At 42.9% G+C, this 25,762-nt stretch carries 22 protein-coding genes and 2 pseudogenes; 12 read left to right on the top strand and 12 right to left on the bottom strand.

Annotation, left to right across the window (positions count from 1 at the left end; genetic code table 11):
* Positions 1-44: 44 nt before the first annotated feature.
* Both LJ707_RS10305 and LJ707_RS10300 read right to left on the bottom strand, forming a co-directional pair.
* Positions 45-725, bottom strand: a complete 681-nt coding sequence (locus LJ707_RS10305; RefSeq protein ID WP_228950728.1) for a conjugal transfer protein TraI — start codon at positions 723-725, stop codon at positions 45-47.
* 5 nt (positions 726-730) lie between these two features.
* Positions 731-2,086, bottom strand: a pseudogene (locus tag LJ707_RS10300) (TraG family conjugative transposon ATPase); the annotation flags it as partial.
* Positions 2,087-2,100: 14 nt separating this feature from the next.
* Between LJ707_RS10300 and LJ707_RS10295 the strand changes: the two are divergent.
* Genes LJ707_RS10295 through LJ707_RS10280 form a run of 4 tightly spaced genes read left to right on the top strand, consistent with a single transcriptional unit; the run spans position 2,101 to position 5,261 of the window.
* Complete coding sequence (locus LJ707_RS10295; RefSeq protein ID WP_228950727.1) at positions 2,101-2,793, top strand: hypothetical protein; 693 nt, start codon at positions 2,101-2,103, stop codon at positions 2,791-2,793.
* 25 nt (positions 2,794-2,818) lie between these two features.
* Positions 2,819-3,478 (top strand): hypothetical protein, encoded by a 660-nt coding sequence (locus tag LJ707_RS10290; RefSeq protein WP_228950726.1) that lies wholly within the window; start codon positions 2,819-2,821, stop codon positions 3,476-3,478.
* Positions 3,475-4,251, top strand: coding sequence for a hypothetical protein (locus LJ707_RS10285; RefSeq protein ID WP_228950725.1), 777 nt, complete (start codon positions 3,475-3,477; stop codon positions 4,249-4,251). Before LJ707_RS10290 ends, LJ707_RS10285 begins: the two co-directional genes overlap by 4 nt.
* A gap of 41 nt (positions 4,252-4,292) precedes the next feature.
* Positions 4,293-5,261 (top strand): DUF2971 domain-containing protein, encoded by a 969-nt coding sequence (locus LJ707_RS10280; RefSeq protein ID WP_228950724.1) that lies wholly within the window; start codon positions 4,293-4,295, stop codon positions 5,259-5,261.
* Between the two features lie 10 nt (positions 5,262-5,271).
* On the opposite strand, the gene LJ707_RS10275 is transcribed toward LJ707_RS10280, so the two are convergent.
* Positions 5,272-6,093 (bottom strand): hypothetical protein, encoded by an 822-nt coding sequence (locus LJ707_RS10275; protein WP_228950723.1) that lies wholly within the window; start codon positions 6,091-6,093, stop codon positions 5,272-5,274.
* Positions 6,094-6,456: 363 nt separating this feature from the next.
* Here LJ707_RS10275 and LJ707_RS10270 point away from each other — a divergent pair, with 363 nt between their 5' ends.
* The 7 genes and pseudogenes from LJ707_RS10270 (at position 6,457) to LJ707_RS10245 (ending at position 13,709) form a co-directional block, all read left to right on the top strand.
* Entirely contained in the window at positions 6,457-7,941 is a 1,485-nt protein-coding gene (locus LJ707_RS10270) for a DUF3375 domain-containing protein (RefSeq protein ID WP_228950722.1), read from the top strand.
* Between the two features lie 4 nt (positions 7,942-7,945).
* Entirely contained in the window at positions 7,946-8,536 is a 591-nt protein-coding gene (locus LJ707_RS10265) for a DUF4194 domain-containing protein (protein WP_228950721.1), read from the top strand.
* Entirely contained in the window at positions 8,517-9,833 is a 1,317-nt protein-coding gene (locus tag LJ707_RS10260) for an ATP-binding protein (RefSeq protein ID WP_228950720.1), read from the top strand. The genes LJ707_RS10265 and LJ707_RS10260 overlap by 20 nt, the downstream gene beginning before the upstream one ends.
* A gap of 379 nt (positions 9,834-10,212) precedes the next feature.
* The gene (locus LJ707_RS10255; RefSeq protein ID WP_228950719.1) at positions 10,213-11,421 is read left to right on the top strand and encodes a zinc-dependent alcohol dehydrogenase; all 1,209 of its coding nucleotides are present in this window, start codon (positions 10,213-10,215) and stop codon (positions 11,419-11,421) included.
* A 189-nt stretch (positions 11,422-11,610) separates the two neighbouring features.
* A pseudogene (locus tag LJ707_RS20310) lies at positions 11,611-11,685 on the top strand (DUF6496 domain-containing protein); the annotation flags it as partial.
* Between the two features lie 19 nt (positions 11,686-11,704).
* Complete coding sequence (locus LJ707_RS10250) at positions 11,705-12,682, top strand: SDR family oxidoreductase (protein WP_304610899.1); 978 nt, start codon at positions 11,705-11,707, stop codon at positions 12,680-12,682.
* A 184-nt stretch (positions 12,683-12,866) separates the two neighbouring features.
* Positions 12,867-13,709, top strand: a complete 843-nt coding sequence (locus LJ707_RS10245; protein WP_370632390.1) for a glycosyltransferase family 2 protein — start codon at positions 12,867-12,869, stop codon at positions 13,707-13,709.
* On the opposite strand, the gene LJ707_RS10240 is transcribed toward LJ707_RS10245, so the two are convergent.
* The 7 genes from LJ707_RS10240 to LJ707_RS10210 form a co-directional block, all read right to left on the bottom strand.
* Positions 13,706-14,350, bottom strand: a complete 645-nt coding sequence (locus tag LJ707_RS10240) for a glycosyltransferase (protein ID WP_228950717.1) — start codon at positions 14,348-14,350, stop codon at positions 13,706-13,708. The genes LJ707_RS10245 and LJ707_RS10240 overlap by 4 nt on opposite strands.
* Positions 14,351-14,753: 403 nt before the next feature.
* The gene (locus LJ707_RS10235) at positions 14,754-15,839 is read right to left on the bottom strand and encodes a glycosyltransferase family 4 protein (protein ID WP_228950716.1); all 1,086 of its coding nucleotides are present in this window, start codon (positions 15,837-15,839) and stop codon (positions 14,754-14,756) included.
* A gap of 357 nt (positions 15,840-16,196) precedes the next feature.
* Positions 16,197-17,180, bottom strand: a complete 984-nt coding sequence (locus LJ707_RS10230; RefSeq protein WP_228950715.1) for a metallophosphoesterase — start codon at positions 17,178-17,180, stop codon at positions 16,197-16,199.
* A gap of 63 nt (positions 17,181-17,243) precedes the next feature.
* The gene (locus LJ707_RS10225) at positions 17,244-18,839 is read right to left on the bottom strand and encodes a RagB/SusD family nutrient uptake outer membrane protein (RefSeq protein ID WP_228950714.1); all 1,596 of its coding nucleotides are present in this window, start codon (positions 18,837-18,839) and stop codon (positions 17,244-17,246) included.
* Positions 18,840-18,850: 11 nt separating this feature from the next.
* Entirely contained in the window at positions 18,851-21,862 is a 3,012-nt protein-coding gene (locus tag LJ707_RS10220) for a TonB-dependent receptor (RefSeq protein WP_228950713.1), read from the bottom strand.
* A 30-nt stretch (positions 21,863-21,892) separates the two neighbouring features.
* The gene (locus tag LJ707_RS10215; RefSeq protein ID WP_228950712.1) at positions 21,893-22,954 is read right to left on the bottom strand and encodes a FecR family protein; all 1,062 of its coding nucleotides are present in this window, start codon (positions 22,952-22,954) and stop codon (positions 21,893-21,895) included.
* A 40-nt stretch (positions 22,955-22,994) separates the two neighbouring features.
* Positions 22,995-23,549: an RNA polymerase sigma-70 factor gene (locus tag LJ707_RS10210; RefSeq protein ID WP_228950711.1), complete on the bottom strand. Its 555-nt coding sequence runs from the start codon at positions 23,547-23,549 to the stop codon at positions 22,995-22,997.
* A gap of 224 nt (positions 23,550-23,773) precedes the next feature.
* Between LJ707_RS10210 and LJ707_RS10205 the strand changes: the two genes are divergently transcribed.
* Positions 23,774-24,238 (top strand): response regulator, encoded by a 465-nt coding sequence (locus LJ707_RS10205; RefSeq protein WP_228950710.1) that lies wholly within the window; start codon positions 23,774-23,776, stop codon positions 24,236-24,238.
* 6 nt (positions 24,239-24,244) lie between these two features.
* On the opposite strand, the gene LJ707_RS10200 is transcribed toward LJ707_RS10205, so the two are convergent.
* Positions 24,245-24,643 carry a response regulator gene (locus LJ707_RS10200; protein ID WP_228950709.1) on the bottom strand — a complete coding sequence of 133 codons (399 nt, stop codon included), beginning with the start codon at positions 24,641-24,643 and terminating at the stop codon, positions 24,245-24,247.
* 7 nt (positions 24,644-24,650) lie between these two features.
* Positions 24,651-25,736, bottom strand: a complete 1,086-nt coding sequence (locus tag LJ707_RS10195; RefSeq protein ID WP_228950708.1) for a hybrid sensor histidine kinase/response regulator — start codon at positions 25,734-25,736, stop codon at positions 24,651-24,653.
* Positions 25,737-25,762: the final 26 nt, after the last annotated feature.

The raw sequence follows: 25,762 nt of genomic DNA, 5'->3' as shown, positions 1-25,762 counted from the left end.
GCGTGAAAAGGTCATTTGCTGTAAATGCTGCCATACCATTTCCTTTATTGTATACCGTAAAGCTTTCTTACCACATCAGCCTCATGTGCATCTTTTGAGCGTTGAAGGCTAAGCACCGCATTCTGCCGGTTAAAGCGGGTAAGGTCGCTGTAATTCTCATCCACCCGGTCGGCGGCTTCGTTGATGAGTTCCAATCGCTTGGCATCGCTCATGGTGGTTGCAAAGGATTCCACTACAAGGGTTATCTGATCAATATTCTTCAGGCTTTCTTCCAGTATACCTGCATAGACTTTACCCATGTATTCTATCTCATCAGCGGTAAAATGCTCATCCTGCTGCAAAAGATTCCAGGCGCGTTGATATTCCTGAACCAGCCGCACCTGCTTTTGGGTAATATCCCGGATGCGCTGGTAGTAGCTGATGATGGCTTTCACTTTAGCGAGCTCTTCGTAGTACTTGGCATATTGCTCTTTCTGCTTTTCCGTCCAGTCGGCTATCTCATCGAGCTTTAATTTTGAAAGCGCATTTTCCAATGTCTTCTGCGCGTTTTGCAGCCAGATGGTTTTATTCTGCAAGCGCTGGATGCGCAGGTCAATCGCCTTAACCACCCGCTTTACCGCGCCGGTGATAAAATCCAGACCCGGTATCTGCGCGTTTGTCTCTTGCGTGGGCACTGCAACCCACAGTACCAACGCCAATCCTAAAATCCTTATATACTTTTTCATAATCTCTAGTTTTTAAGTTTGCTTCTTATATCATCCGCCATGGCCATGATACCCTTTCGGATGTCGCCGCCAAACTTTGACGCGTATTCCATTAGCTTGACTTTTTCGGTCTGCTCGGTAGAATAAGCCAGGTATTCTTCCAGCGATACTTCTGTCCGGTATACTTTGGAGAGCATCCCGCCAAGTGAAATAAAAACCTCCTTGTATTTGCGGGCCGGGTCGTTGGCTTTGTTGACCGAGAGTACCAGTGCTTTTTCCTTTTCGGTAAGCCCCAAAAGCTCCTGTATCTGGTCGAATTTGTTTTGGTACTTGCTTTGGTCAAGCAGTATCTTGCAGTCGCTGTTGTTGATGATGGCCTGTTTTACCACCGGTGAGGAAATAATGTCTTCCACTTCCTGCGTCACAACTATCGCTTCGCCAAAGAACTTCCGCACGGTTTTAAAAAGGTATTTGATGTACTCGGCAAACCCCTCCTTCATCAGCGCCTTCCAGGCTTCTTCGATTAAGATCATCTTGCGGATGCCCTTCATTTTACGCATCTTGTTAATGAAAACTTCCATGATGATAATGGTAACCACCGGGAACAGTATCGGGTGGTCCTTAATATTGTCCAGCTCAAAAACGATAAAGCGTTCCTGCAAAAGGTTCAGGTTTTCGGTAGCATTAAGCAGGTAATCGAATTCGCCGCCCTTGTAGTACGGGCGCAGTACATACAGGAAATTATCTACGTCAAAATCCTTTTCCTTTACCCGGTCATCTTCCAGTACTTTTTTATAGGCATCCTGCAAGAACTCGTAAAAGGTGTCGAAGCAGGCAAATACTTCGGGATTACGAATCAGGTAATGATAATAGCCGCTGATAGCATTAGACAAAGCCACATATTCACTGCGCTTAAAGGCTTCATCGTCCTTTTTCCAAAGTGCTAACAGCAAGGTCTTAATGCTCTCTTTTTTTTCGGTGTCCAGGCTGTCGCCTTCACCAATAAAAAATGGGTTGAACCGGATGGGATTCTCTTCGCTATAAGTAAAGTAGTAGCCCTTTACCATATCGCACAACCCTTTATAGCTGTGTCCAACATCCACCAGTACCACGTGCGTGCCTTGCTCGTAATAGCTCCGTACCATGTGGTTGGTAAAGAATGATTTGCCGCTGCCCGAAGGCCCCAATATGAATTTGTTGCGGTTGGTACAAATGCCCATGGTCATGGGCTCGTCGCTAATGTCCACATGCACGGGCTTGCCGGTAAGGCGGTCGCCAAGGCGGATGCCCACAGGGCTAAGTGAAGTGCGGTACCCTGTTTCCAAATTGAGGAAACAGGTAGCCTGCTCGGCAAAGGTGTCAAAGGTATTTGTTTTCCGAAACTGCCAGTAAGCTAATGAATGATGAGCCAACGGTTGAAGTATCGAATTCAGCCAAGGAAATCGAAGTGTATGTACAAAAACTCGGTACTTTCAGAATCAAAATGGAGGAAGGTGTAGAGTCCAAATTTATGGGCAACGGTTTCCCACATTTAATATTGGCCCACTTGTTATGCACCGGCGTTTCAGGAGAAGGTGAAAATCCCCATAATTTGAGGCTCCACCTCATTGGTGAGCTTGCTGATAAAAAATATATTGTAAGGAAGGCCGATAGTACTTTTTTTCATGAAGGCATTCCAACCTTTGAATTGGGCCGCGTCGGCGAGGTTATGCTTACCAATATTGGGATTGTAGAGCCTATAACGCAGGCGCTTCACCTTAATCTGCTTTGGCTGCCTAAATTATTTGAAAGCTTTTTTAACAATGCGCTTGAGGAAAAAAAATATCGATTGCTCCACCGTATGTATATAGCCGCAAAAAATGCAAAGGCGATGCAAATGACAGATAACATTAGTGCGGCCGTTTGTAACAGGATCATAAAATCATATGAAGCGCTATTGCCTGAAGTGATGGCGGTTGCCCTTACAGCTGATTCCGCCGGTAGGGAGGAAGAAAAACGCATTGAAAATCGTATCAGGGCTTTGAAAAAACGTAAAACCGGGCCTGCAACTACACCAAAGAAGCCTAAACGCAAAAAGAGAAAGCGCTAAAATCATTAATCTTAAATAGTAAAGCATGGTTTTCCAAAAAGTATTAAAGGGAATAAACGGGTTGGACAATGCGCAGGCACAAGCCATCGTTGACAGTGGCATAACCTGCAATTGGTGGCGAAAAGCGGGAACGATTACACCGGCAGAACGTAAGATCCATCTTACAATGAATAATCTAAAATTGCATTTAAATCAGTACCACAGGCCGGTACCACCGAGCAACCCCCTCCATAGTTTACATACCGGGAAATTTGGCGAGGTTTCACCTTTTATATCTACTACTGCTGGAGCTGTGGAACGCGATTTCAGCACAAAAAGAAACCTTGTTTTTCCGCCGTTCATGACAGCCCTAAATTTTGCCACAGACAACAATAAATCCAGCGGCTATATTTTCTATGCCTATCTGATGACAGTTGGAAAGGTTGCTGTAGAGATGGAGCAATTTTCCGAAGAAATAAGAAACCTATATGTGTACCAGGATTACCAGCCCTATTACAGGCAGGGAGAAATTATGGCAAAAATTATAATTCCATCAGTACAAATTGAAAAGGTTGAAGGATATAATTGTACCGATGTTAAATTGGCACAACGTAGGGGTATCTTGCCAGCACCCCATTTTACTTATACGAATCCGGCCTATCAGGCTCCTGAAAAGTTGTCTAACATACAAGAAGTAATTTCATGAGTGATTTCACCGAAGCACTGAATATTAACAAGGAAGATGCCTTAAATGTTGCTCAATCATATGAAGGATATGCCAGTGCCGTGAGTAAAGAGGGTAGCGATAAAAACCTCGCATTTGTTGCAAGTTCATGGCTGATAAGTGCGCTATACCAATCCCTCTTAGACACGCATAGGGCGAAAGAATTATTTGCATTAGCTGCCGATTGCTTTTTTCAGATACAATCGCCACTATGGCGCTTGTGTGAAATATGTGCCCAAGGAGCAGCAGGGAATCGTTTTTCTAAATCTAAAAGTCGGGAGGAAGATTTCGACCACGAGGATTTTTTTTACAGGCTGTTGCAGCAATACGACGATGATCGCGAGTCCGGGTTTGCTTTTTATCCCGATCAAAATGCAGCGATGGATTTTCCTCTTACGGGCCGCGTTCCATATTTAAACATCCCTTATCAGCTCGTTATTGAGGCAATGAATGAGGTTGACTCTACTCATTTTACAAGTAATAGTAAGTCTAGGGAGCATTTTTCCAATTTGATTGGACGGCTTAGGGAATTGATAAGCCTTTACCAAATAGACGAGTATCGTTGGAGAAATGTCCAGGGCCCCATCTTGCCCTTTGAACCTGCTGCCCTGGCCATCACAATTGTACTGGTAAAGAAATGGTGTAGCTATAATACTTACGAAGAATTGCTGGATAGGTTAAAAGGGATGAATACTCCCCCAATTCCTCTACTGCAAATAGCTTATGAATTTATATTTAGTAACGAGCGATACTAATAACGCCTACTGTCATTACGTAATCAATATAACCTCGACAATTGGACTGGATAAAAAACTACATTAAATTTTTAGATTGTGTCAACCCGCAGGATCTTCGGGTTGAAGAAGCAATGCAACTAAAAAACAAAAACCTGCCGACTAAACTTTATAAATACAGGTCTGCAACCGATTATGCCATAAAGAACCTGGCCACTGATACGGTCTGGCTAAACACCCCTTCAGAATACAACGATCCCTTTGAGTTTGCTGAGTACATAGATTTTTCCAAACTTCAGGCTCCGATTAATGGCAAGGCTGAAGTCGACATCGTTGCAGATTTCGCTACAAAATATCCTGTTCCCCAGGATGTAATGATGAGGGCACGGAAAGCGCCAGATCCTTTAGAATTCCTGATTGACTACGCTTTGGGAATTGAAGGCCGTAGCAAAGAACAAATCAGTGTCTTTAAATCGGTTATGAGACAGGTGATTGAGGATCAATATGCAGATGTGCAACAATGGAAAATTGATTTTATGCAGGAACAAATGAAAGTATGCTCGTTTTGCGAATCCCACGAACAGTTGCTGATGTGGAGCCATTATGCAGATTATCACACAGGTTTTTGTGTCGAATACAATATTTCGCTTTGGCCAGATGAGGACATCCGAAAAAGGCTGCTATATCCAGTAATTTACCAGGGGCATAGATACGACGCAACAGCACACCTAATGCAAAACCTTATTGGGAATAATGGTTTTAATCCGCTTTATGCTATCATTTCAGGCTCAACAAAGTCCATAGAATGGTCTTATGAGAAGGAATGGCGTTTCATCTTTAATATTGGGGGTACATTCCCAAAACAAAACTGCCGAATGGATTGCCAGACCAAAGTTTTTCTCGGTTATCGCATGGCACCAGAGCGCAAATCAGAAATTATTGCTATCTGTAATTCACGCGGGATTCGAGTGTTCCAGGCAAGGCCATCCGTTGACCACTTTAAACTGATCTTTGAAGAAATTTTTCGATAAATATTGTTAACTAAGGATTCAATTTATATTTCCATTCCGGACCTGAACGGTGAATGTCTCCACTAAACAGCGGCTCTGTAAAGTAGATACCTTCAAGCAAGTGAAAGTATTTGTTAGCATTCTTGAGACCACCGCAAAAACCTGGTTCCGTGGCGATAGTAAAGCCAGCCAAACAGTCTATAACAAAACCGATACTGGGATTTGAATACGCGAACTGCTCAACGATTTGCTCCTTTTTTAAGAAAGTATAATTTTTAGATTGCTGAGTTCCGCCCATAGAGGAAGGATTACTTATTGTAAGGTAATCGAGGTCAATATCAAAATAAAGTTGTTCATCCTTAATATTCAAAATGTGTTTTAAAAATTCCTCCTGGCTCTTGAATATAAATACTGTATGTGTATTACCGTAGAAGTCCTTAATGGTCATGGTTGATTTTCGGGAAGTGTTTTGCCTGCATATGATATATACATCCTTTATCTTATTTAGCAATGCAGCGGCATATATCTGTACATCATTGAAGTGGGATAGCTTTGCCCATGTGTAGAATGCGACCTCGCCGCTATTTACAGTATCGAGCTTTTTGAGGTCACAACGCTGGTCTTCATATGGTGGGCATAGGTCCTGATGCCAGTCATAGGTAACCAATGAGGGTATAACCCCGTCATTGGCGTTTGTCCATTTTAGCCAGTAATAAAAAGCGAAGCGGTGTTCCTGAAAGACGGCAATCTCTATCGTCTCATTCGGTATTCTTGGGTCAGGAAGATATTCCTCCAGGCATCCGGGAGGGTCGATAAATGAAGGTATATTATAATATTTAGAAGAATTTTTCATGATTATATGTTGTAGTCAGGCCTTGTAAAGCGCCCAATTAAAGATGATTATTTATAGAAAAGGCTGGTGTAACAAAGCTAATACTTTTAGTATTATTGAAGTTTTAAAAATGTTGCAAAACAGGCTATATCAAATCGTGACTTCAACATTATAAATAGTACAATAATGTTAAGAGTCTGAATTGTAAATGAAATTATTTTTTTATTAAATTAGCTTAAACCATCCTTGTTATGATATAGAACATTTCCTTTACCATTTACCCTTAGTGGTCTTTAAATACCTTCAAATCGCCCCTCAACTAAGTGACCTTACGGTATACAGATTTTAATAGTAATACAAATATTCTTTAGCTATAAATTATCGATGTCTGAGCAGCTTTCTTCCTTATTAAAGATCACATCCCTGGTCAATTCCCATGTTTCATTGAAATTATTGCGGGCAAAAAGCCTTCCGCTCCTTATCGCGTTTCTGTACCAGGAATACAAAGCCAACGATATGGTAACGATTCCCTACCAGCAACTCATTCAGAAATTGGGCGATTTTTTAGAGAAAGTGGAATATAGTGACGATGATGATGACCTTATTTCATCAAGATTGATTTTGGATTTTGACGAAAAAGCAAAACTTTATATCAATCGCTGGATTGATGCTAATTATTTGCGGAATGTCATGGATGATAGCAGCAAGGTACCCCTCGTTGTGATATCGAAATATACAGAAAAGGTATTTCAGGTTTTTGATCTTTTAAAGGAAAGAGAATTTGTAGGAACGGAATCTAAATTTAAAGATATTTTCTATAAGCTGAGGGATATCGTCGAAAATGCGAATCCAGATAAAGAAAAAAGATTATTAGAGTTGGAGCGTCGCAAGCAAGTTATAGACGAAGAGATCCGTCAAATTAAAATTGATGGTTACGTCAGTACCTACGAAGACTATCAAATTAAATCAAGATATGAGGAAATAAACAGGCTGGCAAATGAACTCATTGGTGATTTTAAGGAGGTGGAAGACAATTTTAAAGAAATTACAAGGCGTATTTATGAAAGCCAGCAAGAGGGGGATCTAACAAAAGGGAGAATTTTGGAAGAAACATTTGATGCAATTTACGAACTGCGGCAAACCAGCCAGGGAAAGAGCTTTTATGCATTCTGGCAATTTATGATGGACGATGTTAGCCAGTCTGATTTCCGGCTACTTACTAAAGAGGTGTACAGGGTAATGGAGGACAGGGGAATTGCCACAAATACGCGATACCTGCGCAAGCTCAAATCCCTTTTGCATCTCGCAGCACGAAAGGTTTTGGACAAAAATGGTGTACTAGCTGATAAACTAAGCCGGGAAATTATTGCAAAAGATCAGCTTGAATCCAGAAAGACACGTGAGCTGATGGCATCCATAAGAAATTTAGCTATCAAAAGATTATATGCTACCAATGAAAAAGGCATGTATTTAGAAATAGATGAGAGGAAGCCTTACCTCCAAATGCCACTTGAACGCAAACTTGGTGAGTATATGGAGAAATCCAGCTTTTCGGGTAAGGCTGAAAAAGGACAGCTAACATTGTCTGACTTAGAGGATCTGTCAAAGATTTACAGTGCAGACCTTATTGACAAACAAATTTTAATAAATAATATAAATAAGCTCCTTCAGGATAAAGGCACTGTAACTCTCAAAGAGGTAGTTGGTGTTTTTGCTATTGAGAAAGGCCTTGCGGAACTGCTGGCGTATGTGAGCCTTATAAACTTCTCTCCAATGTTTTATGTAAATGACCAAATCAAAGAAAATATTCTATTTGATAAGAAGTCAGATAAATACCTTGAACTGCCTCAAATTATATTCTGTAAATAATAACATGGAAAATAACCTCGCTAATATTGCACCATATGCAAAACCGGCTGTAAAGCTCTTGCAGGGCCTAATCTTTGAAGATCAAACAGATATTTGGACGGAAATAATCCAATACCGATTAGAACTGACAAAATATTTTGAAAAAATTGCTATTGAGCTCATCATTGATGAGCGTGATGGATATGCTTATCTGAAACAGGTTTTGTTGGATGATTTAGGAACCACAATTGGCTTGATCAGAAGAATGCCACTATCATATGAACTTACATTAGTTTGTGTTTTATTGCGGGAGTGGCTTCAGGAATTTGAGGCGAATGATGTGGAGACGGTCAACCTGTACATTACTGCTAAGGAATTTCGAGACAGGCTTGAATTGTTCTTTAAGGAGAAAACCAACGAGCTTAAATTTATCCGGGAACTGAACAGCCATTTGGAAGCTTGCGAAAAAATGGGGCTGCTGAAATTGGTTGACAAAGGATCTGCAGACCCTGATGAACATCGCTACGAAGTAAAACGCATATTAAAAGCTAGAATAACTGTAGAAGAACTAACACGTTTTAAAAAATTATTAGAAGATGAATTTAAGTCTGTTTAGCACAAAACCAAGTGAGTCGGGTTTTAGGCTGCATACTTACGAGGTCTGGAACTGGGGAACTTTTGACAATAAGGTATGGTCCATACACCCGCAAGGTGAGACATCGTTACTCACTGGAGCTAATGCATCAGGTAAAACAACGCTGGTTGATGGCCTGCTTACATTGCTTGTCCCCGAAAAAAGGATGCGGTATTATAACCAGACTGCGGGCTCCAAAGGTGAACGTACAGAGGAAAGTTATGTGTTGGGTGAATATGGCGAGAGCGAAGACCTACTTACTAATATTAAAGAAATAAAACGTTTAAGGGGTGAAAAGAATAAAGTTCAGTCCGTTATTCTGGCGGTATTTAAGAATGAATCATTATTCGTTACACTTGCTCAAGCCAGGTGGTTTTCCGGTAGTGAACTCAAACGTACATTCGTATTATCATATAACTCATTATCCATCGAGAATGATTTTTCGCCATTTGATAGTGAAGGTGATTGGAAAAAAAGGCTAAAACAAAAATACGCCAAGCAGGGTACAAAAGAATTCGTGTACTTAATGGAAAGTCCCGGCGAATATGGCAGGCTAATGCAAAAAGTATTTGGTCTAAGGTCAGAAAAAGCACATACGCTATTTAGCCAGACTATAGGGCTGAAAATTTTAGGTAATCTTGATGAATTTGTGCGTATCCAAATGTTAGAAGAAAGGGATTCTGAAACTGAATTTCAAAAAATAAAGAGCCATTTTAAAACGCTCGATGACGCTCACAGAACCATAGAAAAATCTTACAGGCAAATTGAGCTATTAACACCGATCCGCGAAAAGGCATTTGTCCTATCTAAATTAAAAACAGAAGTACTCGAACAGGAACTATTTAAAGAAGTTGCCCCGCTATGGTTTTCTTTAAAGCAAAAGGCACTTAGCGAAGAATTTATTGCAGACCAAAGAAAAAAACTGACAATGCTTTCCGATACTATTTCAGAAAACGAAGATGAGATCGGACGTCTTAATAATGAGGAAAGGGACCTTGAGCTCCAAATTAAAGAAGATGCTATAGGTTCTCAAATTAGTACTTTAAAGAACAGGAACCGGGAACTCACAAAAACCAAGGATGAGAAAGTGCGGGAAATAAATGATTACAACAAACTCGCAGATATTCTCGATTTAGCTTTAAATCCTCAGAGCAAGGAATTATTTGAAGAACAAAAAGCGCAATGTCTATTGAAAAGAAATATACTTGATGAACAGCGGATTAAAAATGAAGAAGAACTTTTTAAGACTAAAACCTTAAACTATAGTAAGTTTATCTGACTTTTCGTGAACGACTTAAGTATTTTTCAGCAATAGCTACAATGGCCTTCTGTACTTTCATCTGTTTACGAAGGCGTTCGAATAACGCACACCAATAGTAGTCCTTAACTCGCACGGCCCACCCATGCAGCAGTGATAAAAGCGGTTTTGAGGCAGGAATTGCTTTTTTCAACTATTCCGATAAAATGTTATTGATTCCTTTTAGCGTTAGGTAAGGCGAGCAATTTTGATACGATAATCTTATTACAGTTAGCTATCAGTTGATGATCATTCGATGTCACCATACGAACTCCAGGCGTCAGGTGTTTGCTATCTCAAATATTATTAAACAAATTTTTTTCTTTTAAGTTAATCATATACATCAATATTTACATCTATTATGAAAGCAGCAGTATTTCACAAACCCGGCGATATTCGCTATGACACTGTAGAAGACCCGCGTTTATTAGCGGATTCCGACGTGATCCTGAAAGTCACCTCGACGGCCATTTGCGGTTCCGACCTGCATATCCTGAGCGGCGGCGTACCACAGCCCAAACCGATGGTGATGGGCCACGAATTCATGGGCATCGTCGAAGAAGTCGGCAAAGGCGTAAAGAACCTGAAAAAAGGCGACCGCGTGGTCGTACCTTTCCCGATCTCCTGCGGCCATTGTTTCTTTTGCCAGCACGAGGCATCACCTGCTTGCGAGAATTCGAATTACAAGCATTATGGCCCCAATGGCGACATGGCCGACCAGAAAGGCGCGGCCCTGTTCGGCTATACCGATCTGTACGGCGGTTATTCCGGGGGGCAGGCCGAATATGTCCGCGTTCCTTACGCCGACATCAGCCCGCGCATCGTTCCGGAGAACATGAGCGATGAGCAGGTACTCTTCCTTACCGATATTTTTCCTACCGGCTGGTCAGCTATCGACTGGGCGCAGCTCAAAGGCGGCGAAGTGGTCGCCATATTCGGTTCAGGCCCTGTTGGCCTGATGGCGCAGAAGGCGGCCTGGCTGAACGGTGCCAGTCGTGTTATCGCTATTGACCCGTTGAACTATCGCCTCGAAAAAGCTAAAAAGGTTAACAATGTTGAAACCCTTAACCCGAATGAAGTAGACGTGGTGGAAGCCATCCGTGAAATGACCGGTGGCCGCGGTGCCGATGTTTGTGTGGAAGCGGTCGGTTTCGAGCCGGAACGCAATATCGTGGACAAGGCCAAAGCGCTGATAAATTTCGAGGTCGGCAGTATGAAGGTACTCGACCTTGCCTTCAAAGCCGTACGCCGCATGGGCACCGTATCCATTATGGGTGTCTATGGTTCCACCTACGATAACTTCCCCTTACATCGCTTGTTCGATAAGGGCATCACCCTTAAAATGGGGCAGGCCCCGGTACTGAATTATATCGACCACCTGATCGAACTGGTGAAGACTGAAAAAGTTGTCCTGGACGATATCATTACCCACACTTTACCGCTCAGCGAAGTGACACATGGTTACGAGATCTTTGATAAAAAACAAGAGGATTGTGTGAAAGTGGTTTTGAAACCCTGGGAACAGCGTAAAGAGAACGAGAATACAGAACCCATAAAGATAGAGAACTAATGGAAAATCAAAAAACAGCCCCGATCACCGGTGGTACCAGCGGGATCGGTAAAGAGCTGGCAAAACTGTTCGCCAAAGGCATTCAGTATGGCTAAATATTCTGAAAAAGCCCAGGACAATATCCATAAGGCGCTACACGAAGAAAAAGAAGTACCCTGAACACAGGTAGCGGAAAAAAAAGTAACCAGCAAAAAACAAGCTGTCGCCATCGGACTTTCCGAAGCCCGGAAGGAAGGCGCTAAAACACCGAAAAAGAAAGATTGAGATGGACGAAAAAAATAAAATGAGCCGACGGCAGATGGCCGCCGGCCTGGGTACCACGCTGGCGGCAGCAGCTCTTGCCCCAGCCTTTGGTGCCGTAAATAACAAAACCATGGAAAACGTAAAATTGGAAGACCCAACCACTAAATACCCCAGACCACCATTTCAAGAGCAAAAGCAGGAGTGGCCGGGATTGGCGAGCAAAATGACACCGAAACCCGATCATGGCGAGATAAGCTATAAGGGTTCGGGAAGACTGAAAGGCCGCAAGGCGCTCATCACCGGTGGTGATTCCGGTATGGGCCGTGCTGCAGCCATCGCCTACGCCCGTGAAGGCGCGGATGTGGCCATCAATTATTATCCGACCGAAGAAGCCGATGCGCAGGAGGTAATCGCCTTGATGAAAAAGGAAGGCGTAAAAGCCATTGCCATCCCCGGCGACCTGCGCGACGAAGCCTTTTGTAAAAAACTGGTTGACGAAGCTGTTAAACAATTAGGCGGGCTGGACATCCTGGTGAACAACGCTGCCAGGCAGCAAACGCAGAAGTCTATTCTGGATATTACCAGTGAAGCGTTTGACGCAACCATGAAGACCAATATATACGCACCTTTCTGGACCACCAAAGCGGCATTACCGCATTTGAAACCGGGTTCGGTGATCATCGGTACGACCTCCGAACAAGCTACCGATCCATCAGGCGATCTGTATGACTATGCACAGACCAAAGCCGCGACCTCGAATTATGTAAAATCGCTGGCTAAACAATTAGGGCCAAAAGGTATTCGTGTGAACGGTGTAGCGCCTGGCCCGATCTGGACACCGTTGCAGGTGAGCGGCGGAGCGACCATGGAAAAGCTCAAAGAATTCGGCGGACAGACCGCTTTGGGTCGTCCCGGACAACCTGTAGAGCTCGCCTCCATTTATGTACAATTAGCGGCCAGTGATGCCAGCTTTTCGACCGGACAGATCTACGGCGCAAATGGCGGCGGCAAAGCTTGATTTGATTGATCAGAATACGATGTTAACCATAATGAACGATTTGCCCAGCCACGTGCTGGGCATTCGCATTAGTAGCGGGGTATCCGAAGCAAATATTAAAACGGTTATTTCGACATCACATATATCAAGTCATCAATAAATTTAGAATGATGCTTAAACAATTCAGCTTTTAAAAGCTTTATAAATGATCATTTATCTTATGCGATCAATCTCACTATTAACTATAGTACATCAAAGAAAAGAAGCATTACATAATCTACTTGCAGGTGTAAGTCGGTTAACCGTAAAGCCAGATGAGATTGTAATCATATTCATGAACGAAGAGATCATGGATTTACCATCTCTCAACATTCCCATTAATACTTACCGGATTGACCGTGAGGGGTATTTGCCATTGGCAGAGGCCAGAAACATGGCGGTTGAAAAAGCTCATTGCGAATTAATGATTTTTTTGGATGTTGATTGTATACCTGCTATTGATCTGGTCGAAAGATATAAAACAGCATTTGCATCAAACGATATGCTTTATACCGGGCCAATCCGATATTTATCTAAGGAAGCGAGTAAAGATGACGACCTGTTTAATAAATTAGATATACTAAGCAGACCAGATCAGATAAGGGATTTTAACAAAGAGATCAGCTACGAATTGTTCTGGTCGCTAAACTTCGGATGTACCAGATCAACTTTTGAACGTATCGGCGGCTTTGATGCAAACTTTACAGGCTATGGCGGTGAGGATACCGATTTTTCATTTTCGGCGCGAAGCAATAAGGTGCCTATCCAGTGGGTACAAGCTGTAGCCTATCACCAATACCATCCGAGTTATGATCCTCCGTTAAATCACATCAGGGAAATTATAACCAACGCGAAGTTATTTAAGGATAAATGGGACACATGGCCTATGACAGGTTGGCTCAGGAAATTCAAAGAGCACGGCTATATTATTTGGGATAACGATAAGCTGGAATTACAACGGCTGCCTGACGAAGGCGAAATCCAATCGGCAAAAAAATTTGAAGCTTAAACATAGATAGATCGGTATACGGACAGAATACCATCGGCAGCCCTGCCAACGGCATCGTTATCAATAAGGTCCCGCCAGTCAGGCACCGATCTTGTGGTATCAGAAAGCAATCGTTTCCAGTTAGTATCGTAAAGCTGATTTGGCTGAACAACGGTAGCGAGCCCCAATTCCTCCAACAACTCTGCCTTGTCTATCTGCTCGTCAAATGGGCGCTTCTCAGGTATCACAATGAAACGTTTATTCATCGAGGCCATTTCCATCACGCTGTTATGACCGGCATTGCCGATAACGATCTTGGCACGCCTTAATATTTTAATAGGATCAGGCAGATGACCATATAGCACTACATTCTCAGGCAACTGCGTGTAATCTTCGTTTAATATGCCGATCACCTCAACACGCCATGATCTGCAGGTATCTGCCAGGTGGTTTATGAATTTCAAGTCGATACTGGTACCGCCCCTGCCGGTCAGTATCGCGATCGTATTATCAATTTCTTGAATATTCTTTATATCGTCAGTCGCATAGCGGCTAAATCCTCCTGCAAAGATCGTCTTGTCTGTCAACCATGCCGCCTCTGACCGCTGCATTTTAAAATGGTACGGGGCAAGCAGTGCGCTGGCACTTTGGTAGGCAGCCATGTGAGCAGGGTCATTACGATTACCATGTTGTCTAACAACAATGACCGGAACACTGCAGAGCCTCGCCAGCAACGCGATCTCCACAGAAACATCAACGATAAGTATAAGCGGATAATTGCTGCTGAAAAATTCAGTCAGCAGCCGGTTCCGATCCCGAATGCCTTTTACATTTAACGGTGCATAGTGAAGTGCATCTACAGGGTTTAGCGGGATAAAATTTGCGTCATCTGCTTCTGGCGTATCCATCGGCAAATGAATGCAGTTGACATTTTCCGGCATCAGATTCTTATATTCTTCAAGTCGGCTGCCTAAAAATGTGATAGTACAATCCGGCAGGGCGCGGCTGATAGAGATCGCACGCATAACGTGCCCTGACCCATGATGGTGCACGTAGTACCCGATATTAACCGGCATTAGTCAACTCCTCCGTACTGATGAGTTCTTTAAAAAGCGCTTCATAAGCATCAACCATGTGCTCCGCATCCAGCGTTTGTTCTGCCCGCTCTCTGCATCGGGTGCGGTTTAACTTGGCAGCCTGATTGATGCATTGTGCCAACTCATCCGTACGATTACTGGTGGTCAGGCAACCGGTTTCTTCACAAAGGATATAGGGAAGTGCTCCCCTTGATATGCCTGCTACGGGAGTGCCGCAGGCCAGGCTTTCGGCGACCACTAAACCAAAGGGTTCATCCCAGCACGGCGTGATCACACTTACATCCGCGTTTCCGATCAGGTCGTTTAGCTGCTCGTGGTCACATGCGCCCAATACTTCCACGTTTTCGTCCAGTAATGGCGCTACATATACATCGTAATAATTACGATCCGCTATAGTACCAGCGATCTTAATATTGCGCCCAGCCTCCTTAGCCGCTCTGATGGCCAGATGAGTGCCTTTGTCAGGATGTATACGACCAAACCATATTACATAACCACCGCTTGGCTCAGCGTTAAAGGTCCAGGTCTGCGTATCCACACCATTATTAATCACCTGGCAATCTTTTAAAAAAGGCTTCCAGGCCTCGGCATTGGTCTTAGATACACTTACAAATTTGATCTGCCCGAGCTTCTTCTCATGAGCCATTGCCCTTTTCAGTTCAAATATAGGTGGCGTGTGCAAAACGGTAACCATAGGTGTCTGTATCAGCGAAGCCATGGTGATCGGAACATAGTTCAAACTGTTATTAAAAATAACATCATGCCCCTGGCCATCAATGTCCTGCATGGTTTCCAGGTAAGCGTGATGGGTAGAGATAAAATCTTCACTTAGTTCATGAGAACGGAAACGACTGAATGTCTCGCGGTCGTAATCTGTATCGCTTAGGATTACTTTCACGTTTAGGTCCGGATCAGAAAGTTCACTTGCATACAAGGTGATCTGATGGCCGCGGGCTTTAAGACGGTGGCAAATATCATGTGTAAAGGCTTCAAGCCCTCCCATATAGGGTTTACGTATCGGGTGTTTCAGGTGAGCGATGATGCCTATGTTCATTAATGCTTTTGCAGACAACAACTATTGATGGCTGGTTATGTTTGCATCGCTAAGCTTATAGTTGTAATTAATTTTTGATATTATTTAGATTTATATGAAATTTATTTTATTAAAAAGTAAATTCACGATAGATAATGTCTTGGCACGCCCTGGCTAAGCCTTCAACTTTTATCACTCATATGCGGAGAGCTTACAGTTGATATAATACTTGCAGCAACAATGGTATCAGGTACAATATGTAATAATTTGTTTTAAGAGGATCAAGACCTTCTTTTTAAGAACCTTACCTGATCGTCAAATAAAAATCTCTCGGTTAGGTCATCAGAATTTATTATAAACCGAAAGGTTGATCACCAACTAATGTATTATTGTAAGTTTTTTTAAGACTTGTCCTCTACGATCAATTGCCTGCATTAATAATTTATCCCGGGTAAGCGAAAATATCATAAAGCCTTGTATTGGAGCAAAAAAATCAACAGGGCCACGTGGCTTTAACTGCTCATTGGCCTCGCTGCCAGCACCCGAGATAAAATGGTGCGTGAATTTTTGCGGCGGATGGTAATACTGCAAATGATGTTCGTGGCCTGATAAGTATACGTTAACCTTATACTTTTCAAACAACGCTTCAAGCGCGTAGCGCATCTCGGGCTTGTTAAGCGCACGATTACCGGCGGTGTAAAGCGGGTGATGGCCGATCACTATTTTCCATTTTATGGTTGAGCTGGTATCTGCCAATACCTTTTCCAGCCATTGCTTTTGTTTCGTGCTGTCCTGTCTGATCAACTCATCACGGTATGAGCTGTTGTATGACGATGGTTCGAGCGGGTTTGTATCAATAAAAACAAATAATGCCTCGGCATTTTCACCAACCTTGCGCTTAAACGAATAGTAGCGCGCAGGCATGTTCCAGCGCCCGCTTACCTGCGAGTAATCAACCTCGGCCTGCGGGTTCTGGTGATAATCATGATTACCCAGCACGGCATACCAGGGCCGGTGCAGCGGGTACTGATAAAACACATTCTCAAACGACAGGTTCCACAATGGGTCGTGCACGCTTTGTACGCCATCAGGATAAATATTATCGCCTGTGGCTACAATAAATTCGGCATTAACACCTGTAACAGCTTTAGCCAAGTTGGCGGCCATATCCTTTTGAAAATACTCGCCTCCCCTGCCAAAATCACCAACTGCGGCAAACTCAAGCGCACCATCAATACTCTCCTGCCCTTTAATATATCCACCACGATAGCCTTTTGCATACTCGGCCTTATAATCTTTTGTTTGAGCGTGCGTGTCATTCAACACAAGAAGCAGTGATAACAGGGTCAATATTTTTTTCATACTATGCTAAAATAAATATTGCCCGGTATACAAGCCGGGCAATAAGTAAAACAATATAAATAATTAATAACCCGGATTTTGTGTCAGGTTAGGGTTTAACGCTTTCTCGCTGGTTGGTACCGGGTAAATACGTTTGTTTACATCGGTATTGGTTTTAAAGCCCCAGGCATCCTCAAACTTACCAAAGCGTATCAAATCATTACGGCGCCAGCCCTCCCAGGCAAACTCGCGGGCACGTTCGTCAAGCAACTGGTTAAGTGTAATACCGGTTACCAAAGGAGCTTTGGCACGTGCACGAATTTTATTTACCAATACATCGGCTGTTTGCAGTTCGCCATTTACGGTGGTGGCAGTAGCGCCCCTCAATATAGCTTCGGCTTTCATCATCATTACATCGGCCAGCCTCAGCACCGGCATATCATTACCCTGGTAACGTGTGCTTGAATTTGCATTCGGGTCAGGGTAAAACTTTATCGAGCGCACTCCCCGGGCTTTTCCCAACTCATCATTACCCACATCCATGGTAGCTGGCCTTACCAACGGCATTTCAGGGGTAAAATCAAGGTGATAATCAACCGCTGCAGAGCCATCGCTGCCTGTATAACTGGCATCAACGCCTTTTTTGGTTGATTTGATAATTACCGGCGAACCATTGTTCTCATACTGCTTACCGGCCAGCCAGGTAGTGTTACGCACATCACCGGTAAGGTTAAATTTCACATAAAAATCCTTAATGGTACTCAGCGCTATACTCGGGCGGAAAGGAATGTTGTATTTAGCCTGTAACGCGGTGTGCAATCCAAAACGGGTGAAGTGATTACCTTCGGCCACGTTAGGATCATACGGAATAGCGAAAATAGTCTCCTTGATCTGCGGGCCATTATTTGGTGCAAATAAGGTCATGTAATCAGCATCTAAGGAGTAGATACTTTTCGCACCGTTCAAAACACTGTCTGCCATGGCTACTGTTTCGGTAAACTTAGGCTGACCGGTGTAGTATTGCGCGTTTAAATACAATTTTTCTAACAGGGTAAACGCCATCCACTTTGTTGGGCGGCCGTAGGTAAACGTACCGGTGTTAGGGTTAAGGTTTGGCAATACCTCCTTTAATTCCTTCTCAATAAAAGCAAATATATCTGCACGAGGTGCGGTTTTAGGCGGCGATGTTACCGGAAAGCTGGTAACCAGTGGAATATTACCGTACAGGTCCATCATAAAATAATAGAATAAAGCTCGCATGGTACGCATTTCGGCAATTGCACGCTTTTTATCGTCACTGTCGGGCGTGGCTTCAAATAAGCTGATAATGCGGTTACAGGTGTTTATACCGCCAAAGCCCCACTCCCAGTTTGAACGGACATTCGGGTGATCAGGGCCCCAGGTATGCAGGTGCAAAAAACGGTACTGGCCGCCATCGTCATAGTTACCATCGCGAGCCGGTATAATAGCCTCATCGGTTGATAACTCCTGCATCCGCCAGTATTCCACAGCATAAATTGAACGCAATTGCGTGTAAACCGGGCCTGTTGCCGCTATAAAACTTTCAGGGTTTGTTGGAAAGTTACCAGGGGTAAGCTGCGATTCAACGTCGGTATCAAGCTTGGTGCAGCCTGTTATTGCGGCGGCTAACAATAAAGTAAATAAATGTATCTTTTTCATGTTTTTGCTGATTAAAAGTTCACGGTCATACCTAAAAGGAACGATCTGGTTTTAGGATAGAAATTGTTGTTATCAACTCCGGGGTTAAGTCCGCCCATGTTGCTTTCCGGGTCAATACCACGATAATCAGTAATGATAAACAGATTATTACCGGTGGCATAAAACCGCAGGCTGTTGATCGACTTAGTTTTCAGTTTTAAAGTATAACCCAGTGTGGCGTTATCCAAACGCAGGTATGAGCCGCTTTCCAGATAACGGTCTGAAAGAATATAGGCATTATTATCATTAGGAGATTCGCCTAAAGTAAAACGTGGTATGTTAACGTTAGCCGCGTCAGACGGGCTGTTAAGGTTAGCCAATGTTGCATTCAGCACTTTGTTGCCGTAAACGCCACGTAAAAAGAAACTAAAGTCAAAGCTTTTGTATGAAAAATTATTGTTCCAGCCATATAGCAACTTTGGCTGTGCATTACCTGCGATAGTAAAATCAGCTACAACTGGTGGCTGGTTGCTTACACTGCCATCGGCCTTGTAAAACTGAGAAACGCCATTAGCATCCTTTCCCGCGTAACGTGCCAGTAAGAACGTACCTATCGGGTACCCTTCCTGCACAATTTGCGAAGGGTTGGCTGACTGCCCCTTGCCGCCAAGATAAGCGGTTTGCAAATAAGGCAGCGTAAACACATCGTTTGATAGCGATACCACCTCATTACGATTATGCGAGAAATTAAGTGTGGTTGTCCATTTAAAATCTTTACCATTAAAAGGCTTTGCTGACAGCATAACCTCTATACCTTTGTTGCTTATTTTACCGGCGTTAGCTGTAAGCGTGTTTACAAAATATTGCGTGGTTGATACGTTGTAGTTCCATATCAAATCAGAAGTGCGTTTTTCGTAAACATCAACAGAACCGGTTAAAATATTGTTGAACAATCCGAAATCGACACCTATGTTAGTCATGTCTGTACGCTCCCATTTCAAATCAGGGTTGGGGTTCTGCACAGGACCAACAGCGTTTATAAAGTTGCCGTTGTAATAAAAACGGGATGTTGTTGAGGTTTGGTAAAGCAACAGGCGTGTAAACGCGTCAAAGCCTAAGCTATTGCCTGAGCTACCGTAACCGGCCCTTAGCTTCAAATCATTTACAAACTTTACGTTTTCCATAAAGCTTTCTTTACTGATATTCCAACCGGCTGATACGGCAGGGAAGTAACCCCAGCGATTATTAATACCAAAGGCAGATGAACCATCGCGGCGAAGCGACGCCTGCAACATATATTTATACTTATAGTTGTACTGCGCACGGCCATAAAATGAGATCAGCCGGAGTGTTGATATCGGCGCTACCTGATCATAAGCTATTGTTGAGCCTGCAGGCGCGTTACCCAGGCTCAAGTTATTATAGGTTAAAGCATCGGTAATAAAGTTACGGTTCGAGGTACTGAAACCATCATTGTTCCTATCCTCCTGCCATGAATAACCGGCCAGTAACTTCACGTCATGATCGCCAAATGTTTTATCGTAATTAAAAAAAGACTCTAATACTTTTTTGTTGTTTGTATAGCTGTTGCGCAAAGCATAACCATTATAGCCCTGTGCCAAACCCGACGCGCGGTTGTAATAAGCATTATTATTATTCTGCTCATCCTGGTAGGATACGCTGATTGTATACCTCAACCCATCAAACAGTTTAGCCTCGGCCATAGCATTCCCTAAAAAGGTTTTTACCTTTCCATCAAGTACCGAATTATCGACTAATGATACCGGGTTTAAATAGCCGCGTGTACGGGTAAAGTTTTCGGTAAAGCTGCCATCGGGCTGCCGCACATTAACTGTTGGTAAATAGGTGAGCATGTTTTGGTAAACCTCGTCAGGTATATCGCTGGTTGAGGTGATGCTATTAACGGCTGATACATTCAGGCGCAGGCGGTCATTAAAATACTTTTGATCGAGATTAGCACGCAGTATAAAACGCTCCATTTCCGAATCCTTGATGATACCCTGGTTTTTAAGGTAGTTCATGCTCACGTTGTAAGCCGTTTTACCCGTATTACCACTTAACGACAGGTTGTGGTTATGTGAAAAAGCACTGCGGGTAAGCTCCTTTTGCCAATCGGTATTAGCGCCTTCGTTGTTATCAACCGGGTTAAGGCTTCGGTTGTTATCAGCCAAAAACTTACGTAGTTCGTCGCCGGTAAGTACATCAATCTGGTTTGATACCTTTTCAAAACCGGCATAAGCGCTGTAGCTTAAACGCGGTTCGCCGGGTTTGGCCTTGCGGGTGGTAACCATAATTACACCGTTTGCCGCACGTGAACCATAAATAGCGGTTGATGATGCATCTTTCAAAATGTCCATCGTCATGATATCCTCAGGTGCAAGCAACGCTATTGACGCACCGGGCACACCGTCAATCACATAAAATGGTTCCTGAGCGCCGCCACGTAATGTTGACGGGCCACGCAAAATAATAGAACCCGTTTCGTTAGGGTTACCGCTGCGGGTAACGTTAAGGCCCGGTACCTTACCCTGAAGCAATTGCGCCGGTGAGCTGATCACCCCACGGTTAAAATCCTCGGCTTGTACCGAGGTAATAGCACCGGTTACCTCGGCCTTGCTTGAACGGCCGTAACCCGTTACTACTACTTGTGATAAAGCTGTAGCACCTTCTTTAAGTATTACCGCCAGCGATATTTTGTTACCGGCAGTGGCCGTGTAGCCCGATAGTGTTTTGGTAATGTAGCCTACATAAGTAAACGTAAAAGTATAATTACCCCCGGTTTGCAGGTTATTGATGTTAAAAAGGCCATCCTTATCAGTAACGGCATTAATAGCGGTACCTGTACTGGTATTTTGCGCGTTAACGGTTACGCCGGGCAGGGCTACCCCGGTCGAATCCTTAACGATACCTGTTGCAGAGGGCGCGGTTTGCGCACGGGCAATCGTAAAGCTTAACAGGGTCACCAAAAACAGCATGGCTGTTTTTAAACTGACTGTAAAGCATAATTTGTAATTTTTGAGCATAGTGAGTGGGTTTTTCGTGTGATGAAATGATTATTTTTTCTTGTTTACTTTAATTGGACTTATGGTGTAACTGCTATCAGTTTTTATTACCTGCAGCTTGTTAAGCGTACTTATGGTTGAAAGTACTACCGGCAGTGAGTCGGCAGCGATATTAAAATCGCCTGTAAAACGATACTTTTTCAGATCGGCCTTTATGTTTATGCTGTCGCCGTATAGTTGTTGAAGCTTGTTAAATACATCAGGCAGGGGTTGGTTAACAAAGCGCAGCGTATCGCCAGTAAGCTTTATGGTACCTGCAATGGTTGCCGCTGGTTTAGTAACAGGTAGCTGCTGCTCATTAAAAATTTGCACATTTATACTGCCGGTGGTTTTATTATACACCAGCTCCTTACCGGGCAGCAGGTATTGCGGCTCAAAACCATTGGTGGTATTAATAACCCTAACCTTACCAGAATGTAATTTTACACGGGTAATCTTTTCGGCCGGCCAGGCGGTGATGGTAAAAACAGTGCCCAGGGCAGTAGTAGCTACTTCGCCCGAGAATACGGTGAACGGACGGGCTTTATCTTTAGCCACCTTAAAGCGTGCAACGCCGGTAAGGTATATATCGCGGCTTTTGTTTTTAAAGGGGAGTTTATATCGTACAGATGATCCGGGTGACAGGGCAACATCCGATCCATCATCCAGTTTAATATGCTGAACACGGTTGCCATGGTTAGTAGCATTTTGCCAGTTGATAACATGCGTTTTTGAAACTACATATGGTTGGCCCTGCGGCTGAGGGCGTGTAAGCTGGAAAACCATCAGCCCGATAAAAACACATATTGTTGCCGCTATGCTTATGTATCGCCATAATTTAACAGGTTGCCTTTTTGGCTCAACATTAATTTTTGAGAGTATGGCGGCCAGCATATCCGCTGATTTTTTACCATCAGGATGTGTGCCGGTAGTAAAGGCAAGCCATTCGTCATAGCTTAAAAACCGCTCAACTACCTCTGGATGTTGTGTGAGGTATTGGTAAACCTGTTCGGCTTCTTCGGCTGTGCATTGCCTGTTAAAGTATCTTTTTATCTGATCGTCCGTTGGATGCATATACTCCCAATACGGGAGCCGGGCGCTTAACCCCCAACGCTTAACAATTATTTAATAAAGCATCCAGCAAAAAAACAAACGCGGTACTGATGGCTGATTTGCGAAGTTGTTTTATGGCAAGGGTAATATGGTTCTCAACCGTTTTGGTTGATATGGATAGCATCCTGGCAATTTCGGCATTGGTTAAATTATTGAACCTGCTGAGTTTAAAGATCATCTTTCGTGCCGGCGGAAGCATTTCAATGGCATCGTTAACATTTTTCAGTGTTTCCCTATCACCCAAATTATCGATGTAAGGCTGGTTTATTTCACGCTCTAACTGGTTAATCAAATTATTACGTACAGCATCCTTTCTCAATTCATCTATCATGGCGTTGCGTGCTATGCGGAATAACTGCACATCAATATTATACTCGTCCGAAAGCTGGTGCCGTTTTTCCCAAAGTTTGATAAAAGTTAATTGCGTTACCTCCTCCGCCAGGTAGGCTGATGAGGTTTTGTGCGCAACAAAAGCATATACCTTTTGATGGTACTGGTAGTATACCATTTTGTAGGTAATTAAGCAATCCTGCTTGAGTGCACGCACATTTTTCATAGCACGCAAAGGTTTAGCTTAACTATTACCTGCCTGTTAGCTTATCGTTAAAAATATGCTCATCTGATAACATAAGAATACTGGTGGAAGATTATTTTCTTACATAATCCCCCTTGCAATTGTAATATTTCATTATAAATAATTATCGATTACTACCAATACTTTAACTTTGTGTACTGATTGATGTATTAAATTATCAGTGATACCCCTGTTAATTAGATAAGATGTCTGCAAAAAAAATTACCGTATTATATGTTGATGACGAGGAGCATAACCTGTTCTCGTTCAAGGCAGTGTTTCGCCTCAAATACAACGTATTAACTGCTATTAGTGGTGATGATGCATTGAAGATACTTGCCGAAAAACCTGTACAAGTTATTGTTACTGATCAGCGTATGCCGGAGATGACAGGCGTGCAGTTTTTGGAAAATATATTAGAAAAATATCCTGACCCGATGCGTATCCTGCTAACAGGCTATGCTGATATGAACGCGGTAATTGATGCAGTAAACAAGGGTAAAATATTTCATTACCTCAACAAACCCTGGAATGAGGAAGAATTAGACGCTACCATTCAAAAAGCGTATCAAAAATATCTTGAAAAGATAGAAATAAAGGATATGAATGAAAAGCTTACCCTCTCTAATGACCAGCTTGAATTTATGCTGAGGCAAAAATTATTATCCTGAATATTATTATTGAACTTCATGCTGCGGCATAATATCCTGAAGTTTCTCCTTTGTAAGCGGTTTTTCAATTATCCCGCTCACTGTTTTGTACGATAACCCTTTTGAAATATCACTATTATTGCGGGTAGACGATAGTATAAATATTTTGTACTGACGGGTTATTTCATCAGCCAGTTTTTCAAATGCGTCTAAAAATGCAAACCCGTTCATAATAGGCATCTGCAGATCAAGAAATATTATTGCAGGCAGGCTTATACCCACACTTTTAGCGCGTATTGCATCAAATGCCGTTTGCGGGTTATGATACAATTTAACCACACTGTTTTTGTAAGTATGCTGAATGATCTTTTGCGCTATAAAGCAATCAAGGTCACTTTCATCAATAACTATTAACGATAAGTCCATATGTTATTTACAATGAAGGTATGGTCACTTTAAATGTTGTACCCTGATCCATAACAGAGTTTACTTCAATCTGTCCGTTAAGTTTAAGCAGGGCTCCCTTTACATTATATAAGCCAAAACCTGAACCTACTTCCTGAGAGTTTGCGCGATAAAAAAGGTTAAATATCTCGCCTATATGGTTACCCAAAATGCCCACACCGGTATCCTTTACGCAAACCGTAGCCGTATTATTCTTTACTTCAACAGTAACCTCAACGCGCTTATTTATCTTACGCTTGTCCTGATATTTAAAAGCGTTTGAAAGCAGGTTATTAAAAATAAGCTTCAGCAGATCCCTGTCATTTCTAAATGTTTCCGTTTGTGTAATGCTCATATCAAACTCCACATCATTAACCTTGGCGCTTACCTCGTAAAGCGGTTTCAGTTCATTAAAAAACTCCTCGAAACTGATCTCCGCTATCTTTAATTCGCCGCGCTGCAGGCTGTAATAATCGTGCATGTTGATGATGTAGCTATCCAGTTTACTGATCGATTTTTCCATCAGCAACAGCATTTCTTTCATCTCGTCAATATCATCAATATCATGCGCCACGTTTATGGCACCCAATATACCTGTAAGCGGGCCCCGTATGTCATGACTAACGCTGTAGGCAAACTTATTTAACTCATCATAAGCTGTTTGCAGCTCGTTATTTTTTACGGCTAACATTGAGGTAGCCATGTAAAATTTGCCGGCCTCATCAATAGCCGATAGTATATCAGGCTCCTTCCAGGGTTTTTGAACGTACCTGAATATGTTGCCTTTATTAATGGCGGCTATGGTGGCTTCGGCATCGCTATACCCTGTTAACAATATGCGTACCGGCAACTGGTGTTTTTGGCGCATTACCTCAAAAAACTCTGCGCCCGACATGCCGGGCATACGCTGATCGCAAAATACAACACGTATATCCGGATGCTGATCAAGTATGGCAAAAGCTTCGTCAATCTTATCGGTAACAAACACCTGGTAGTTCATTCTTAACGTAGCTTTAAAACCAATAAGGTTATCCGGTTCATCATCTACATACAAAATTTTTATCTTCTCAGCCATTATTAAATTGGTTTATTATTGATCGA

Origin of the sequence: Mucilaginibacter sp. UR6-1, from assembly GCF_020880975.1 — a bacterium.
Lineage (GTDB): Bacteria > Bacteroidota > Bacteroidia > Sphingobacteriales > Sphingobacteriaceae > Mucilaginibacter.
Note: the sequence above shows the minus strand (reverse complement) of the source record. Positions and strands in the feature narration are given on the sequence as shown.